The organism is Streptococcus pacificus, assembly GCF_016481305.1.
GTDB classification, from domain to species: Bacteria; Bacillota; Bacilli; order Lactobacillales; family Streptococcaceae; genus Streptococcus; species Streptococcus pacificus.
The window spans coordinates 36,034-53,323 of the sequence record NZ_JAENBO010000003.1 but is presented as its reverse complement, the minus strand read 5'-3'; the positions used below and the strand labels follow the sequence as shown (position 1 = coordinate 53,323).

Genomic DNA, 17,290 nt, shown 5'->3' with positions numbered 1-17,290 from the left:
TACTAAATAAAACAAGTGGGGAGAAGTTTTCTCCTCACTTGTTACGTGTCATGAATTATTCTGTAGCAGCAAGATCTTTATCAAATTGTTGAAGTTTTGATAAGTAGTCACTTTCTGGGATTTTTCCATTGTATGTATCACTAAGGATAGCAGCACTTTCAGTCCAGAAGGTACCCATTTGACTCAACTTAGGCATAACAACAGTGTAATCAGTTGAAGATCCCATTTTAATTACGGCTTGTGCTAAATCATGATTTTGAACAACTTCAGAAGCTTGAACTTCTTTATTTGCTGGGATAATAGTACGAGTTTCAAATTGGTTAGCTTGGCTTTCAGCATTAGTTAAGTATGAAGCCAATTGGTAACTTGCAGCAATACGCTTAGCATCACCTTTAGCAGGTGCTTGGTTTACAGCATAAAGTTTAACACCTAGGAACGCTTTTTGTTGAACGTCTTGTCCACCAATGTTAATCATTGGGTAAACAGCAATTCCTAAATTATCAGCACCAATCGCTTCTTGAGCTGCTTGGTAGTTCCAAGGACCAGTTTCAATAGCAGCAACTGTTCCCTCACCAAATGATGACATCACGTTACTTGAATCTAAGTTAACAAATCCAGAGTTATTGTTTTGGTCTGCAATCCATTTAAGAACTGAAACACCAGCTTCATTTCCCCAGTTAGTTCCGGCAACATCCTCACCATTTTCACCAAATAAAGTATCACCAACTGACATAAATAATGGACCAGTTGCATAAGCGTTCATTTGTTTGAAGGTTTCACCAAAGGTTGCTTTTGAAGTGATTGTTTCATATGATTTAACATCTTCTTCAGATAATTTTTCTTTGTTGTAGAAAAGTACTTGTGATTCAATACCAAATGGGAATGCATAAGTTTTACCATTGTATTGCGCACCAGCAATTGCTTGTTCTGTAGCAGTATCAGCAATTTCTTTTGAATACTCTTCAGGAATTTCTTGAATAACACCTGATTCAACTAATTGACCAAGTTGATCGTGTGGAAGTGAGAAGACATCAGCAGCAGTACTTGCATCTTTTTTAATTTTTTCTTGTGCTTTAGGGTCTTCTGATTCAACAACTTGAACTTTATAACCAGAATCTTTTTCAAATTGAGCAACAATATCTTTATAAGAGTCTTTTGAATCGGTTGGGACCCATAATTTAATTGTTTTGTCATCAGATGATGATGCAGTTTCTGATTTTTTATCATTAGATCCGCAAGCGACTAATAAAGTACTAGCAAGTGTTAAACTTGCACCACTAATCAATAATTTTTGCCATTTTTTCATAGCTTGTTTCCTCCCTGAAACATGAAATATATTTAATTACATTACTATTATGCAACCGTTTGCAGAAAATGTCAAGTGTTTTGACCTATTTTTTTAAAAATTTTTTTCAAAATAAGAAAAAAGAAATGATAATTCATTAATTTTATTATAGAAGTAATATAATACCCATCATTTAAACTGGCTTGTTTAAAATGAAAATCTATTGTAGAATAGAAAATAAGTTTAATATATTATATTTCAAGGGAGGTGGCAACTGATGGTTACCATAAAAGACGTTGCCAAGAAAGCTGGTGTTAATCCATCAACAGTTAGTCGAGCATTAAAAAATAGTCATTCCATATCCTTAAAGACTAAAGAAAAAGTTAGAAAAGCAATGGATGATTTAGGCTATGTTCCTAATTTTGCTGCCCAAATGTTAGCAAGTGGTTTAACGCAATGCGTTGGCGTTATTTTACCACCGTTAACAAGCTCAGATCGTATTAGTCAACCTTTTTTCATGGAAATTTTAACTACGATTAACGATGAAGCTAAAAAGAAAGACTTTACAGTTTCCATTGCTACAGGTGATTCACCAGAAAGCTTAAGAGATCAAGCTAAAATTATGTATCGTCAAAAAAGAGTAGATGGCTTTATTGTTCTATATTCGAAAAAAAATGACCCAGTTAGTCTTTACCTTAGTCAACATAACATTCCTTTTGTTGTTGTTGGTTCACAAGAATCGCAAGAAGAAGCAATTACTTATATTGACAATGATAACCAATTAATGGCAAAGACTGCTGTTGACTATCTTTATGAAAAAGGTCATAAAAATATTTTATTTATCACTGATGATGAACAAGCAACAGTGAACTCAGAACGTTTTCTTGGTTATACTTTGGGAACAAAAATTTTAAAAATTAAAAATTATGGTAGTACTTTATTTGATAGACATGATCCTTTATCGTTAGATAATGTGATTAAAAAAATAAAAAATGAAAATATCACAGCTTTAATTGTAATTGATGATATGTTATCTGTTAGGGTTATCCAATTTTTATCTTTCTACAATATAAAAGTACCAGAACATATTTCAATAATTTCCTTTAACAATTCCGTTTATTCCAAAATTATCCATCCTTATCTCACGACTTTCGATATCAACATAAAGCAGTTGGGCAAATCAAGTCTGTTAGGATTATTAGACAAACTTCATCACAAGAAAAAAAGTTATCAAAAAGAGACAGTTCCTTTCCTTTTAAAGGAAAGAGAAAGTGTGCGTGATCTCTATAAATTATAAGAAAGAGTTTCTCTTTCTTATTTTTTTTTGAAAAAGCTTGACCTATGCAACCGTTTGCGTTATAATTTCATTAGCAAAAAATAAAATCGAGGTATAAGCTATGGACAAACGAGCAAGTGGTGTTTTAATGCACATAACATCATTACCAGGAAAGTTTGGAATAGGGACTTTTGGTAAAGAAGCATATGACTTTATTGATTTTTTAGTTGAAACAAAACAAACCTATTGGCAAATTCTTCCTTTGACAACAACTAGTTTTGGCGATTCACCTTATCAATCTTTTTCAGCCATGGCTGGAAATACTCATCTTATTGATTTTGATTTTTTAGCACAAGAAGGTATTTTAGAAGAAACAGATTATGCCAATGTTGTTTTTTCAAGAAATGATGAAGAAGTAGACTATGAGCTTTTGTTTGATACTAGACGTCCAATTCTTGAAAAGGCTGTTGACAATTTTTTATCTATTGAAGAATTTAAGCAAGATTATGCGGCCTTTGAGTCTGATAATCATTCTTGGTTAACCAACTATGCTGAGTTTATGGCTCTTAAAGAGCATTTCGATAATAAGGCTCTTCCTTTGTGGGATGATCAAAAAGCCATTTCTCGTGATGAAGAAACATTGACTCATTACCGCCAACTATTAGCTAAAGAAATTCATTACCATAAAGTTTGCCAGTACTTTTTCTTTTCACAGTGGCAAAAATTAAAAGCGTATGCCAATCAAAGAAATATTGCTATTATTGGAGATATGCCGATTTATGTCTCTGCTGACAGCGTTGAAGTGTGGACCATGCCAGAACTCTTTAAATTAGATGATGAGAGAAATCCTTTATTTGTGGCTGGTGTACCTGCTGATGATTTTAGTGCTGACGGTCAACTTTGGGGAAATCCTATTTACGATTGGGAAAATCATGCTAAAACAGGTTATGCTTGGTGGATTGAGCGTATTAGAGAGAGTTTCAAACTATACGATTATTTAAGAATTGACCATTTTAAAGGATTTTCTGATTATTGGGAAATTGATGGTAAAGCTGCAATTGCACGCTACGGTAGCTGGCAGCCTGGTCCTGGAATCGACTTATTCAATGCCGTTAAAGAGGCCCTTGGTGAGTTACCTATAATCGCTGAAGACTTAGGAAATATTGATGAGAAAGCAAGACAATTGTTGCAGGCTGCTAATTTTCCAGGAATGAAGGTTCTTGAATTTGGTTTTTATGACATTGAGGGTAAAAGCATTGATAGTCCTCATCGTTGTATTCCAAATAGTGTTGCTTATTCTGGAACACATGATAACGAAGTGATCAATGGTTGGTATGATAATCTTAGTCCTGAACAAAAAGATTATTTTGATGCTTATAGTAATCGTAAACCGATTGAACCAGTTAGCCAAGCCATGCTTCGTGTTCTTTTTGCAACGTCTAGTAACACCGTCATTGCCACCATGCAAGATATTTTAGACAAAGATGCCGATTCACGAATGAATATGCCGTCAACTGTTGGAGGCAATTGGCAATGGCGTATGAAAAAAGAAGAGTTAACACAAGATAAGAAAGACTTTTTAATTAAAATAACTACATTATATCAAAGGGGAAATGAAAAAAATGACTTATTTAACTAACTATGTTTTAGAAAAAACAAACAAGCCGCTACAAGAGTTAACAAACGAAGAGATTTATGTTCAATTACTTGACTATGTCAAAGAAAAAGCGGCAAAAAAAGAGAAAAATAAAGCAAAACGTAAAGTTTATTACATCTCAGCGGAATTTCTTATTGGGAAATTATTGTCTAACAACTTGATTAATTTAGGTATCTATAAAGAAATCAAGGAAGAATTAGCACAAGCTGGTAAATCAATTAGTCAGATTGAAGATGTTGAACCAGAGCCATCTTTAGGAAATGGTGGTCTAGGAAGATTAGCATCATGTTTTGTCGATTCTATGTCAACACTCGCTTTAAATGGTGAGGGTGTGGGATTAAACTATCACTGTGGGCTATTTAGACAAGTGTTTAGAGACAACCAACAAGAAGCTGAACCTAATTTTTGGATTGAAAATGATAGTTGGTTACAACCGACCGATATTAGTTACGATGTTCCTTTTAAAAACTTTACTCTCAAATCAAAATTGGATCGTATTGATGTTTTAGGTTATCAAAAAGAGACAAAAAATTATCTTAATTTGTTTGATATTGAGTCAGTTGATTATGGTTTGATTAAAGAAGGTATTTCTTTTGATAAAAGCGATATTAAAAATAATTTAACTCTCTTTCTTTATCCAGATGATTCAGATAAAACAGGTGAATTGCTTCGTATCTATCAACAATATTTCATGGTTTCTAATGCCGCTCAACTATTAATCGATGAAGCGATTGAAAGAGGAAGCAACCTTCATGATTTGGCTGACTATGCTTATGTTCAAATTAATGATACGCATCCATCACTAGTGATTCCTGAGTTGATTCGTTTGTTAACTGAAAAACATGACATTTCGTTTGAAGAAGCAGTTTCAATTGTAAAAGCAATGACAGGCTATACCAACCATACCATTCTTGCAGAAGCCTTGGAAAAATGGCCTCTTGAATACTTAGAAGAAGTTGTGCCACATCTTGTTGCTATTATTCGCCAGTTAGATGAACTTGTTAAAAGAGACTACTCAAACCCTTCTGTTCATATTATTGATGAATCAGGTCGTGTTCATATGGCACATATGGATATTCACTACTCAAACAGTGTTAATGGGGTGGCAGCACTTCACACAGAAATCTTGAAAAACAGTGAGTTGAAAGATTTTTATGAATTGTATCCTGAAAAATTCAACAATAAAACAAATGGTATCACCTTTAGACGTTGGTTAGAATTTGCTAACCAAGAATTAGCTGATTATCTCAAAGAATTGATTGGAGATGGTTATTTAGAAGACGCTACTCAACTTGAAAAGTTATTAGAATTTGCTGATGACAGTAGTGTTCACAAGAAGTTGGCTGACATTAAATTCAACAACAAATTGGCTCTTAAGCGTTATCTTAAAGACAATAAGAATATTGAATTAGACGAAAACTCAATTATCGATACTCAAATCAAGCGATTCCATGAGTACAAACGCCAACAAATGAATGCTTTATATGTTATTCATAAATATTTAGACATTAAAAAAGGCAATCTACCAAAACGTAAGATTACAATTATCTTTGGTGGTAAAGCTGCTCCAGCCTATACCATTGCTCAAGATATCATTCATTTAATCCTCAGCTTGTCTGAACTGATTAATAACGATCCTGAAGTGAATCAATACCTCAATGTGCATTTAGTAGAAAACTATAATGTAACTGTTGCCGAAAAATTGATTCCAGCTTCTGATATTTCTGAACAAATTTCACTAGCTTCTAAGGAAGCGTCTGGTACTGGTAATATGAAATTCATGCTAAATGGTGCCTTAACCCTTGGAACAATGGATGGAGCAAATGTTGAAATTGCTGAATTAGCCGGAATGGATAACATTTATACTTTCGGTAAAGATAGTGACACAATTATTGATCTCTACGCTACCTCTGGCTATCATGCGAATGAGTACTATCAAGATGAGGTGATTAAAGAAGCGGTTGATTTTATTGTTAGCGATCAATTAATGCCTTATGGGAACAAAGAACGCCTTGAAAGACTTCACCATGAATTAATTAGTAAAGATTGGTTTATGACCTTAATTGATTTGAAAGAATATATTGTGATGAAAGAAAGAGTCTTCTCAGACTATGAGAACCAAGACTTATGGTCTAAAAAAGTGATTCATAATATTGCTAAAGCTGGTTTCTTCTCATCTGATAGAACTATCAAACAATATAACGATGATATCTGGCATAGCTAATAGATAATAGTTCTCATTTCATTTTCTTAATTCCCATCGCTTCTCAGTGATGGGAATTTTCTATTAGGCTGTTTTAATTTTTTTTGAAAGATGTCATAAAAACAAGGAACTCCTTACAGTGGCTACATTTCTTCATTGACTAGTATGCAAAAAAACTGTATGATAACCTTATGGATATTTGGACAACATTAGGACGATATTCTCATATAGAAACTAGTCAACTACTGTTAAGACCTTTTCGTTTTAGTGACAGTCAGGCTTTTTTTGCCATTGCTAGAGCAAGTGGTAATCTCTCATTTGATTCACCTAGTATTAAAACGAAAGAGGAAAGCGATTATCTAATGGTTCACTCCTTTATGAAAACTCCTCTTGGCAACTGGGCAATTGAAGAAAAAAAGAGTCAGACCTTAATTGGTGCCATCCGTTTTGAAAAACTAGATTTTTATCGTAGTGAGGTTGAAATCTCTTATTTTATTCATAAAGATTTTTGGTCACAAGGATTTGCCACTCAAGCTCTGAAAACCATAGTTGCTCTTGCTATAAATGACCTTCGCTTAAAACGATTGTTAATTGTCACCCACTTAGAAAATAGTGCCAGTCAAAAGGTTGCTCAAAAAGCAGGGTTTAAAAAGGTTAAAAGGTATAGAGGGAGTGACCGATATACGCATAAAACGAGAGAATATCTCCTTTTTGAATTAAGAAAAAGTGGTTATTATTATGAGTAAACATCTTGATATCTTAAACTATTTAGAGAATCTTCCAATTGGAAGAAAAGTTAGTGTTAGAAGTATTTCTAATCGTTTAAAAGTGAGTGACGGGACCGCTTATCGTGCCATTAAGGAAGCTGAAAATAGAGGCTTAGTAGAAACCAAGCCTAGAAGTGGCACCGTTCGGATTGGTGCTAAGCCCAAACAATCACTAAATAAATTAACTTATGCAGAAATTGCAAGAATCAGTGATTCTGAAGTTTTAGCGGGTCATTCTGGTCTTGGACATGAGTTTAGTAAATTTTCTATCGGTGCAATGACAAGAAAAAATATTATGAAATATCTTGTCAAAGGTGGTTTGTTAATTGTCGGGGATCGTAAAAACATCCAGTTATTAGCACTGGAAAACAATAATGCTATCTTAGTCACGGGTGGCTTTCAAGTTTCTGAGGAAGTCATTAATACTTCAAACCAACTTGGGATACCTGTTATGGTAACCTCTTTTGATACCTTTACTGTTGCAACTAAGATTAATAAAGCTCTATCTAACGCTAGAATAAAGACTAATGTTAAAACGGTTGATCAGATTTATCACTTTAAAAGCGACTATGGTTTTTTACAGTTGACAGATACGATTAAAGATTATATTAATCTTGTCAAAAAACATAATTATCTGCGTTTTCCAGTTATAAATGATAAAGGTATTGTGGTTGGTGTTGTTAGCATGCGTGATATCACAGGTAAAAAAGGGACAACAGTTGTTGAAAAAGTGATGACTAAAAATCCTGTTCTCACTAAACCTGATGTCAGTTTAGCGCCTATTAGTCAACAAATGATTTTTGAAGATTATGACATGTTACCGGTGGTTTCTGATGATAACACCCTTCTTGGCGTTGTGACAAGACGTAAAGTCATGGAAAGCATCCAAGATGACAAACAAGGGCAACTATACACCTATAGCGAACAAATTCTGTCTAATCTTAAAACGGATGGGAATTTTTACAGTTTTATGGTTGAACCGGTTATGATTGACGTCTCTGGAAATTTATCTCATGGTGTATTGGTTGAAATTATTAAAGAGATCACCTTACGCCTTCTTAAAGAGAAAAAAAGTAGAAATATTATTATTGAACAGGTGATGGTTTATTTCCTTCAAGCTGTTCAAGTCGAAGATAATTTAAAAATTTATCCAAGAATTATTGCTGAAGGCCGCCGAGGCAGTACGCTAGATTTTGAAATCCAACTACAAAATCGGATTGTTGCTAAAGCAGTTGTTAGTACAAAAATGAATTAGAAAAGAGAAAAACAATGATTACATTAAAGTCTAAAAGAGAAGTTGAAGCTATGGATAGAGCAGGTGATTTTTTAGCCAGCATTCATATTGGTTTACGTAAAATTATCAAACCTGGTGTTGATATGTGGGAAGTGGAAGAATATGTTAGAAGACGTTGTAAAGAAAGTAATGTCCTTCCCCTTCAAATTGGAGTAGATGGTCAAATAATGGACTATCCTTATGCGACTTGTTGTGCTTTAAATGATGAAGTAGCTCATGCCTTTCCAAGACACTATATTTTAAAAGCAGGTGATTTATTAAAAGTTGATATGGTTCTTAGTGAACCACTTGATAAATCAGTTCTTGATGTCTCTAAATTAGATTTTAACAATATTCCAGAGATGAAAAAGCACACTGACACTTATCGAGGTGGATTGGCAGATTCTTGTTGGGCCTATGCGGTAGGTGAAGTGTCAGAAGAAATCAAGCAACTAATGGCCGTTACTAAAGAAGCCATGTATAGAGGCATTGAAAAAGCCGTTATCGGAAATCGTGTTGGTGATATTGGGGCTGCCGTTCAAGAATATGCCGAAAGTTTTGGTTACGGTGTTGTCAGAGATTTGGTTGGTCATGGTGTAGGGCCAACTATGCATGAAGAACCTATGATACCAAACTATGGAGTTGCTGGTCGCGGACTTCGTTTAAAAGAAGGCATGGTCCTAACCGTTGAGCCTATGATTAACACAGGAACCTGGGAAATTGATACGGACCTTAAAACTGGATGGGCCCATAAAACAATAGATGGTGGCTTGTCTTGTCAATACGAACATCAATTTGTGATCACTAAAGATGGTCCAAAAATTCTAACCAGTCAAGGAGAAGAGGGAACTTACTAAGTAAGTCTAGGAGGAAATGTGAAAAAATTAATGAGTAAATGGCAAAACAATGCAGTTATCCAGTCATTTTTAGCGCATTATAAAAATTCTGATATGGACTTATCTAGCATTGCTGTTGCCTATTATATGATGCTAACAGTCTTTCCTTTTCTTATCTTATTAGCAAATATTTTCCCCTATTTTAATATTGATACTTCAGCATTGTTAGAGTTTCTAAAGGATTATCTACCAGCACAATTATATGAGAGTGTTGCAACCGTTATTCAAGGTATTTTTCAACAGCCGTCTTCTGGGCTTGTTTGGTTATCAATTGTAGCAGCTCTTTGGACTATTTCAAAAGGTTTGGTCTTTCTCCAAAAAGCAATGAATAAAGCTTATGACATGCAAGATCATCGCGATTTTGTCATTAGTCGATTGGTTGGAGTTTTTTCTAGCCTAGTCTTAATTGTTTTTCTTATTATTGCTGTTATCATTTCAACCTTTGGTAGTAGCCTTTTGGCTTTACTGTACCAACGACTAGAATTTAGTCAAAAATTGTATCAGTTATTAGATAGTCTAATTCAACCGATAACTGGACTCTTGTCTTTTATTACCTTAGCATTTTTATACTTCATTTTACCAAATGTTAGAATTCAAAAAATTCGCTATGTTATTCCAGGAACAGTATTTACTAGTCTTGTCTTTGTCTTCTTTACTAATCTTGTAGGAAATTACATTGGAAATACCATTCAAAACATGGAAAATCTTCGGATTTTAGGGTCTGTGACCCTTTTTGCCATTATGTTTTGGTTTATCTTTTTTTCCAAGATTCTTATTATTGGAGGCATTATCAATGCTATCTATCAAAAGCAACACGTGAAGACTTTTGAAGCAAGGCGAGGGACAATCCTCTCTTTCTTTGAATCACTTTTTTCAAAAAACAAAAATTGACTCTAAGGAGTCTTTTTTTTATGACAAATGTCATATGAGATCATGCTTTTTTTAACTTATTTTAAAAGGCATTAACTGTTAAGATAGTGTCATAGAAAGGATGTTGATTATGAATAAACAACCAGCCATATCAGTTAATCATTTGAAGAAACAATTTAAAGAAAAAACAATCTTGGACGATCTCTCGTTTGAAATTTTTGAAGGCGATTGCTTAGCTCTAATTGGTCCCAATGGAGCAGGAAAAACAGTTTTAATGACTTGTCTTTTAGGAGATTATCAAGTTACTTCTGGGACTATAGAGGTTTTGGGATACGGCGCTAATGATCATAGACTGAAAAAAAGAGTTGGCGTGCTCTTTCAAGATAATCTGATTCAGGATAAGATGACTGTCCAAGAGTTAATTGATTTTCAAAGAGCTCTCTATCCTAACCCTTTAAACGAAAAAGAAATAGACGATTTACTTGCTTTTAATCCAAAACAAAAGAAGCAGTTTGCCAGTAAACTTTCTGGAGGTCAAAGACGACTATTGGACTTTGTGTTAACCTTGATTGGTCAACCCGATATTATTTTTCTTGACGAACCAACTACCGCAATGGATACATCAACCAGGAAACGTTTTTGGGAAATTATCAATCACTTAAAAACTTCAGGAAAAACAATTATTTACTCTTCTCATTATATTGAAGAAGTAGAGCACACAGCAGATCGCATCTTGGTTTTGCATGAAGGCAAATTACTTAAAGACACAACACCTTATTTGTTAAGAAGCGAAGAAAAAAGCAAGCACTTTGTTCTTCCTAAAAAATATTTAGATGACATAGATCAAACCATTATCAGTAATCTTGAGCTGAAAAACGATACTATCTCATTTATGACAAAAAAACCAAATGCCATTTGGCAATCCCTTGTTGAGGCCAATTGTCCCATTGAGGCTATTGAAATGACCAATAGAACATTGCTAGATAGTATATTTGATAGTAGAAAGGATACTTACCATGACCATATTTAAAGCACTATTAAAAAAAGAGTACTTACAGGCTAAAAGAACTTTTTCTAGTTTTATTTTAGGGATAGGGATGCCGATAGCCTTTTTCCTCCTTTTTTCAAGCATTTTGCTAGGGGAATTGCCAAAAAACATTCAACCTCTTGTGATTAGACAAACCATGATGTCAATGACCGCTTTTTCGAGTATTAGTTTTGCACTCTTTACTTTTCCTTTTTCCATTCAAGAAGATCGTAAAAGTTATTACATCAAACATTTGAGTCACTCACCAGTTTCCATCTGGCAATATTTCATGGCAAAAGTTATCAGAATTTTAGTCAGCTTTTTACTTGCTATTATTTTCGTTTTTCTTAGTGGACGTTTTGTACAAGATGTGTCAATGCCGATTAATGATTGGTTAAATTCAGGCCTATTATTATTTTTTGGTGCCATTTGCTTTATGCCTTTAGGTATCCTTTTGAGTTTTATCAAATCCTCTGAAACCTTAAGTGTTTTTGGTAATATTTTATATATGAGCCTAGCCATTTTAGGTGGCTTGTGGATGCCAGTAGATTCCTTTCCAAGTTGGTTACAAAGTATTTCTAAATTTACACCAACCTATCACTATAACAATATGCTGATTAGTTATTTTGCAGATAAATTTTCCATCAATTCGCTCATTATTTTAGTTTTTTATGCTATAGTAATACTGATGATAAGTTTTATTATAAAGAAAAAAGTTGAGGTTAATTAATTGAAACAGATTAAAAATAGTTACCATTTGTTTTACTATGCTTCTTTAAGTTTTCTCATTTTCCCAATAGTAGCTATTATTAATGGTTCTTTGCCATTGTGGCACCTTGTTTTAATCCTGTTATTTATTTTAGCTTACCTCTATTTAGTGATAAAAGGCTTGGGGAAATACCATTTATTGGCTTGGTTTTATATGTTGGGCTATATTCTTTTTATGTGCCTTACGTTTAATATTGGCATTATCTGGTATTTTTTCTACACAACCAATTTACTGGTTTATCGTTTCCATGATTCATTTAAACATTATCGGCCCATTAGTTTTTTACTGGCTATCAGTTTTCTAAACTCCTATCAATTATGGTTTGGTCAAAATATCGAAGAAACTTTATTTACCATCTTTGTTAGTATTTTCATGTTAAGTTTTTATTTTATCAGCTTGAGAATTCAAAATGAAGAAAAACAAAAGGCTGAAATTGAGCAAAAAAATGCTTATATTAATGTTCTGATGGCTGAAAATGAACGAAATCGTATTGGACGTGATCTCCATGATACTTTAGGTCATGTATTTGCAATGATGACGATTAAATCAGAATTAGCGCTCAAACAATTAGAAAAAGGTCAGACCACGCTTGTCGAAAAAGAATTAACAGAACTGCACCAGATGAGTAAGGACTCGATGAGTGAGGTCAGAAGTATTATTAATAATCTCAAATTTAGAACAGTTACTGAGGAACTTGAAACCATTGAAACGCTTTTTGAGCTTGCTAATATCACTTTAACGATTGATAATCAACTAAATTTAGACAATTTATCACCTGTGATTCAATCAACACTAACGATGCTTATTAGGGAGCTTACCAACAATATTATCAAACATAGCCATGCTAAGAATAGCCGTATCAGCTTGTACAGAGAAAAAGACATCACGCTAGTTGTTGAAGATGATGGTGTTGGTTTTTCAACCTTAAAAGGAGACGAGCTATCATCCATTAAAGATAGGCTAAGTCTAGTGGACGGAAGTCTAAAAATAACCTCATTAAAACAACCTACTCGTATTCAAATTACTCTTAAAGAAGGATTACACTCATGAAATTATTAGTTGCAGAAGATCAAGCCATGTTAAGGGATGCTCTTTGCCAATTATTATTAATGGAAGATGACGTTGATGTCATTTTGCAAGCTTCTGATGGTCAAGAAGCTATTGATATTTTGTCGAAAGAAAGTGTAGACGTCGCTATTTTAGATATTGAAATGCCTTATAAAACGGGACTTGATGTTTTAGAATGGGTGAGAAGTCATAGTGATTTAAAAGTGATTATTCTAACAACTTTTAAACGAACAGGTTACTTTAAAAGAGCTTTAGAAGCTCAGGTCGACGCCTTTGTTTTAAAAGACCGCTCAGCATCTGAACTAATGGGAACTATTCACACTGTTTTAGCAGGAAAAAAAGAGTACTCCCCTGAATTAGTGGAAGGAATGGCTTTTACGACGAATCCTTTAAGTAAAAGAGAATTAGATATTTTAGAATTAGTCGCTAAAGGATGTTCCAACGAGGAAATTGCCCAGTTATTATTTCTTTCAAACGGGACAGTTAGAAATTATTTAACCAGTATTTTTAATAAGTTATCAGCTCATAATCGCACCAAGGCAGTACAAATAGCGCGTGAAAATGGCTGGCTTTAGAATAATAAAATAAAATGAAGGATAGTTTAATGGAACAAGATCATTTAAAAAAAGTACAAAAAGAGTGGGCCTATCATAAATATTGGGTGATGGGCCATTCTCAGTTTTATTATAATCAGATCCGTCTCTTATTTAAGGGAAATGAGTGGGATACAGATAAGGAAGACTTATTTTGGTCTTACATTGAAGAGGCAAAAATGTTAGAACCAACCAAAGAAACACTGACCACAGCCTTTCAGCACATGTGGGGTTATTTTAAAAAAGAAGCCTCAAGTATTGAAAAAGATGCCTATAAAACCTATATTGTAAATGCATTTTTCTATCAAAAAGAATTAGCACAATTAATAAAGGAACTGGCTGTTAAATATCAAAAACATTATCTTCTTGACTCAAAATTTTTTGAAGAAGGTTTCTAAAAACACTAAACCCAATCAGATTTAGTGTTTTTTGTTTTTAAAAATCAAATATTTACTTAAAAGATAGTTGATGACTAATATGGCAATTTGAGAGAGAATAGTTTCGATGAGATTGACCATTTTTAAATCATAATTGACGAATTGTCCAATGAGATTTGGAAAGCGATCAACAAAAACAAGCGCCAATAGGGCATCTAAAACAAGAGTAGATACTCTGGCGAAAAAGAATTGAATTAAGCGTTTCAGACGACCTGTTTTATCCTGTAAAAACACAAAGCGATCATTGACAAAAAAAGCAAATAAAATGGCAACAATATTGGCTATTAAGGCAGAAACAAGAGCTTGATTCAGTTGGAGAAACAAAGCCGTTCGGCTGACAAAATAAACGAGTGTGGTTAGTACACCGAAAAATAAATATTTAATCAACTCCATTGCCCAGAGTTTTTTAATAAAAGTCATTAATTTTGATATCATACCACTATTTTACCAAAAGATAGTGATTTTCAATATTATTTTAGTCAATAATCTCTCATAAAGTGATTATTTCATGTAAACAATCAATATAACAGCCTTTCTTTTTATTTTAAAAAGTGTTACAATAGTGAGGTTGTTTAACAACCCTTGGTGCTTATTTCCCTTTCACCAAGCATATTACACGTGGTTAAGCCACTAAAGGAGAAGAAAATGAAACCATTAACAACTAAAGATTACCTACATATTTCAGTAGTAGCAGCTGTTTATATTGTTTTAACAATAATGCCACCACTAAATGCTATTAGTTTCGGGGCCTATCAATTTCGTGTCTCAGAAATGTTAAACTTTCTTGGGTTTTATAACAGGAAATATATTATTGCAGTGACAATTGGCTGTATGATTTCAAATCTTTATAGCTTTGGTGTGATAGATGTTTTTGTCGGAGGCCTATCAACCTTAATCTTTGTAACGCTTGGTATCAAGTTGTTTCAAAAATACCAGAATGACTACTTATTAAATGGCTTGTTATCTAAAGGCTTTCTCTACTTTTCATTCTTTTTTGCCGCTAGTATGATAACAATTGCCTTAGAACTTCACTATTTATTTGGGGCACCATTTTGGATTACTTGGTTTACAACTGGTATTGGCGAATTGCTTTCTTTACTAGTGGGTGCTGTTATTATTGAAAAATTATCTAAAACCATTGACATTAACAAATAAACGCTCTCATCGAGAGCGTTTTTTATCTGAATATGATAAAATAATATTATGAAAAATCAAATCAAACAATTAGTTGATCAACTAAATCACTATGCAAAAGAATACTATACTAATGACTCACCTAGCATTTCAGATGCTGAGTATGATAAGCTTTATCGTCAGTTAGTTGACTTAGAGCAAAAATACCCAGAATTAGTTTTACCAGATAGCCCCACCCATAGAGTTGGTGGGGTCTTATTAGAGTCTTTTGAAAAATACGAACATCGTTATCCTTTATTTTCTCTGCAGGATGCTTTTTCTCGTGAAGAGTTGTTTTCATTTGATGAGCGTATTAAAGAGAAATTCCCAGATGCGACTTATGTGGCTGAGCTAAAGATTGATGGTTTATCAATTTCTCTTACCTATACTGACGGCGTTTTAGAAGTGGGGGCAACAAGAGGAGATGGGCAAATTGGGGAAAATATTACAGAAAATTTGAAACGCATTAAAGACATTCCTCTAACCATTAATAGTAAGGAAAGTATCACTGTGCGTGGAGAAGCTTACTTACCTAGAGCTTCTTTTGATCAAATCAATCAAGAACGCCAAGAAAATGGCTTACAAGAATTCGCTAATCCGAGAAATGCAGCTGCAGGGACACTTCGTCAATTAGATACAAGTGTTGTCGCTAAACGTAAGCTAGCCACTTTTTTATATCAAGAAGCAGGCCCATCAACTAAAGGAAGTCAAGAAGAAATCCTCTCTCACCTTGTGCAGTTGGGTTTTTCGGTGAATAAAACCTTTATCAAAAGCTCTTCCATGACTACTATTTGGGAGTTTATTAGTGAGATTGCTGACAAAAGAAATACCTTACCTTATGATATTGATGGTGTCGTGATTAAAGTCAACGAATTAGACATTCAAGAAGCACTTGGCTATACTATTAAAGCACCTCGTTGGGCGATTGCTTATAAGTTTCCTGCTGAAGAAAAAGAAGCTACTATTATTTCTGTGGATTGGACAGTTGGTAGAACAGGAGTTGTAACACCCACTGCTAATTTAACCCCAGTTCAGTTAGCAGGCACAACAGTTAGCCGTGCCACACTTCATAACGTTGATTACATTGCTGAAAAAGATATTAGAATTGGTGATACGGTTATTGTTTATAAGGCCGGTGATATTATTCCAGCAGTTTTACGAGTTGTTCCTGAAAAACGTCAACAAGAGGAAAAATTACCAATCCCTAGTATTTGTCCATCTTGTTCTAGCCCTTTGATTCATTTTGATGAGGAAGTTGCGCTTCGTTGTATTAATCCCCTATGTCAAAGTCAGTTAATGGCAAGACTTGAACACTTTGCAAGTCGTGATGCCATGAATATCAAAGGTTTAGGGCCATCGATTGTTGAAAAATTATTTAAAGCTAATCTTGTGTCGGATGTTTTAGACATTTATAATCTGTCAGTCGAACAATTAATGACGCTTGAAGGCATTAAAGAAAAATCAGCCAAAAAACTCTATGATGCTATAAAAGCTTCTAAAACTAATGCGGCTGATAAATTGTTATTTGGGCTTGGTATCCGTCATGTAGGAAGTAAGGCCAGTCGTTTGTTGCTTGAAAAATTTAACAGCATAGAAAACTTAGCTAAAGCTAAAACTGATGAGATTTCAAGCATTGATGGTCTGGGGGACACCATTGCTGTCTCTGTTAAAACATTCTTTGAAACAACTGGTAGTCAAACCTTATTAGCTGAACTCACCAAATATCAAATTAATACAAATTATTCGTCTTCTAATGATTCAGAACAAGTCCTTTCCGGCAAAATTGTTGTGTTAACAGGAAAATTACAAACCATGACTAGAAACGAAGCTAAAGACAAATTATTGCAGTTGGGCGCTAATGTGACTAGTAGTGTTTCTAAAAAAACAGATATTGTTTTAGCCGGTGAAGATGCTGGTAGTAAGTTAACCAAGGCGCAATCTTTAGGAATAACGATTAAAGATGAATCATGGTTACAATCACTATAAATGAGGTTAA

At 33.9% G+C, this 17,290-nt stretch carries 16 protein-coding genes and 1 riboswitch; of the genes, 14 read left to right on the top strand and 2 right to left on the bottom strand.

Features of this window, described 5'->3' with window-relative positions; genetic code table 11:
- Positions 1 to 55: 55 nt before the first annotated feature.
- Positions 56 to 1,306: an extracellular solute-binding protein gene (locus JHK62_RS04525; RefSeq protein WP_199575528.1), complete on the bottom strand. Its 1,251-nt coding sequence runs from the start codon at positions 1,304 to 1,306 to the stop codon at positions 56 to 58.
- A gap of 256 nt (positions 1,307 to 1,562) precedes the next feature.
- Here JHK62_RS04525 and JHK62_RS04520 point away from each other — a divergent pair, with 256 nt between their 5' ends.
- The 12 genes from JHK62_RS04520 (at position 1,563) to JHK62_RS04465 (ending at position 14,082) form a co-directional block, all read left to right on the top strand.
- Entirely contained in the window at positions 1,563 to 2,582 is a 1,020-nt protein-coding gene (locus JHK62_RS04520) for a LacI family DNA-binding transcriptional regulator (protein ID WP_199575526.1), read from the top strand.
- A gap of 100 nt (positions 2,583 to 2,682) precedes the next feature.
- Positions 2,683 to 4,200: a 4-alpha-glucanotransferase gene (malQ, locus tag JHK62_RS04515; protein ID WP_199575524.1), complete on the top strand. Its 1,518-nt coding sequence runs from the start codon at positions 2,683 to 2,685 to the stop codon at positions 4,198 to 4,200.
- Positions 4,184 to 6,442, top strand: coding sequence for a glycogen/starch/alpha-glucan family phosphorylase (gene glgP / locus JHK62_RS04510; protein WP_199575523.1), 2,259 nt, complete (start codon positions 4,184 to 4,186; stop codon positions 6,440 to 6,442). The genes malQ and glgP overlap by 17 nt, the downstream gene beginning before the upstream one ends.
- Positions 6,443 to 6,612: 170 nt before the next feature.
- Positions 6,613 to 7,167, top strand: a complete 555-nt coding sequence (locus JHK62_RS04505; protein ID WP_199575522.1) for a GNAT family N-acetyltransferase — start codon at positions 6,613 to 6,615, stop codon at positions 7,165 to 7,167.
- Complete coding sequence (spxR, locus tag JHK62_RS04500; RefSeq protein ID WP_199575521.1) at positions 7,160 to 8,443, top strand: CBS-HotDog domain-containing transcription factor SpxR; 1,284 nt, start codon at positions 7,160 to 7,162, stop codon at positions 8,441 to 8,443. Before JHK62_RS04505 ends, spxR begins: the two co-directional genes overlap by 8 nt.
- A gap of 14 nt (positions 8,444 to 8,457) precedes the next feature.
- Positions 8,458 to 9,318 (top strand): methionyl aminopeptidase, encoded by an 861-nt coding sequence (locus JHK62_RS04495; protein WP_199575520.1) that lies wholly within the window; start codon positions 8,458 to 8,460, stop codon positions 9,316 to 9,318.
- Between the two features lie 18 nt (positions 9,319 to 9,336).
- Positions 9,337 to 10,248 carry a YhjD/YihY/BrkB family envelope integrity protein gene (locus tag JHK62_RS04490; protein WP_199575519.1) on the top strand — a complete coding sequence of 304 codons (912 nt, stop codon included), beginning with the start codon at positions 9,337 to 9,339 and terminating at the stop codon, positions 10,246 to 10,248.
- Positions 10,249 to 10,357: 109 nt separating this feature from the next.
- Positions 10,358 to 11,257, top strand: a complete 900-nt coding sequence (locus JHK62_RS04485) for an ABC transporter ATP-binding protein (protein WP_199575517.1) — start codon at positions 10,358 to 10,360, stop codon at positions 11,255 to 11,257.
- Positions 11,244 to 11,984, top strand: coding sequence for an ABC transporter permease (locus JHK62_RS04480; protein ID WP_199575515.1), 741 nt, complete (start codon positions 11,244 to 11,246; stop codon positions 11,982 to 11,984). The genes JHK62_RS04485 and JHK62_RS04480 overlap by 14 nt, the downstream gene beginning before the upstream one ends.
- Entirely contained in the window at positions 11,985 to 13,073 is a 1,089-nt protein-coding gene (locus JHK62_RS04475) for a sensor histidine kinase (protein ID WP_199575513.1), read from the top strand.
- Entirely contained in the window at positions 13,070 to 13,666 is a 597-nt protein-coding gene (locus JHK62_RS04470; RefSeq protein WP_199575511.1) for a response regulator transcription factor, read from the top strand. Before JHK62_RS04475 ends, JHK62_RS04470 begins: the two co-directional genes overlap by 4 nt.
- Before the next feature lie 29 nt (positions 13,667 to 13,695).
- Positions 13,696 to 14,082: a DUF1722 domain-containing protein gene (locus JHK62_RS04465; protein WP_199575509.1), complete on the top strand. Its 387-nt coding sequence runs from the start codon at positions 13,696 to 13,698 to the stop codon at positions 14,080 to 14,082.
- Between the two features lie 21 nt (positions 14,083 to 14,103).
- Here the strand turns inward: JHK62_RS04465 and JHK62_RS04460 are convergent, their stop codons facing one another.
- Positions 14,104 to 14,532, bottom strand: coding sequence for a GtrA family protein (locus JHK62_RS04460; RefSeq protein WP_425507448.1), 429 nt, complete (start codon positions 14,530 to 14,532; stop codon positions 14,104 to 14,106).
- A 139-nt stretch (positions 14,533 to 14,671) separates the two neighbouring features.
- A riboswitch (PreQ1 riboswitch) is annotated at positions 14,672 to 14,769 on the top strand.
- On the opposite strand from JHK62_RS04460, the gene JHK62_RS04455 reads away from it, so the two are divergent.
- Complete coding sequence (locus JHK62_RS04455) at positions 14,767 to 15,276, top strand: QueT transporter family protein (protein WP_199575506.1); 510 nt, start codon at positions 14,767 to 14,769, stop codon at positions 15,274 to 15,276. It overlaps the preceding riboswitch by 3 nt.
- A gap of 48 nt (positions 15,277 to 15,324) precedes the next feature.
- Positions 15,325 to 17,280, top strand: a complete 1,956-nt coding sequence (gene ligA, locus JHK62_RS04450) for an NAD-dependent DNA ligase LigA (RefSeq protein ID WP_199575505.1) — start codon at positions 15,325 to 15,327, stop codon at positions 17,278 to 17,280.
- Positions 17,281 to 17,290: the final 10 nt, after the last annotated feature.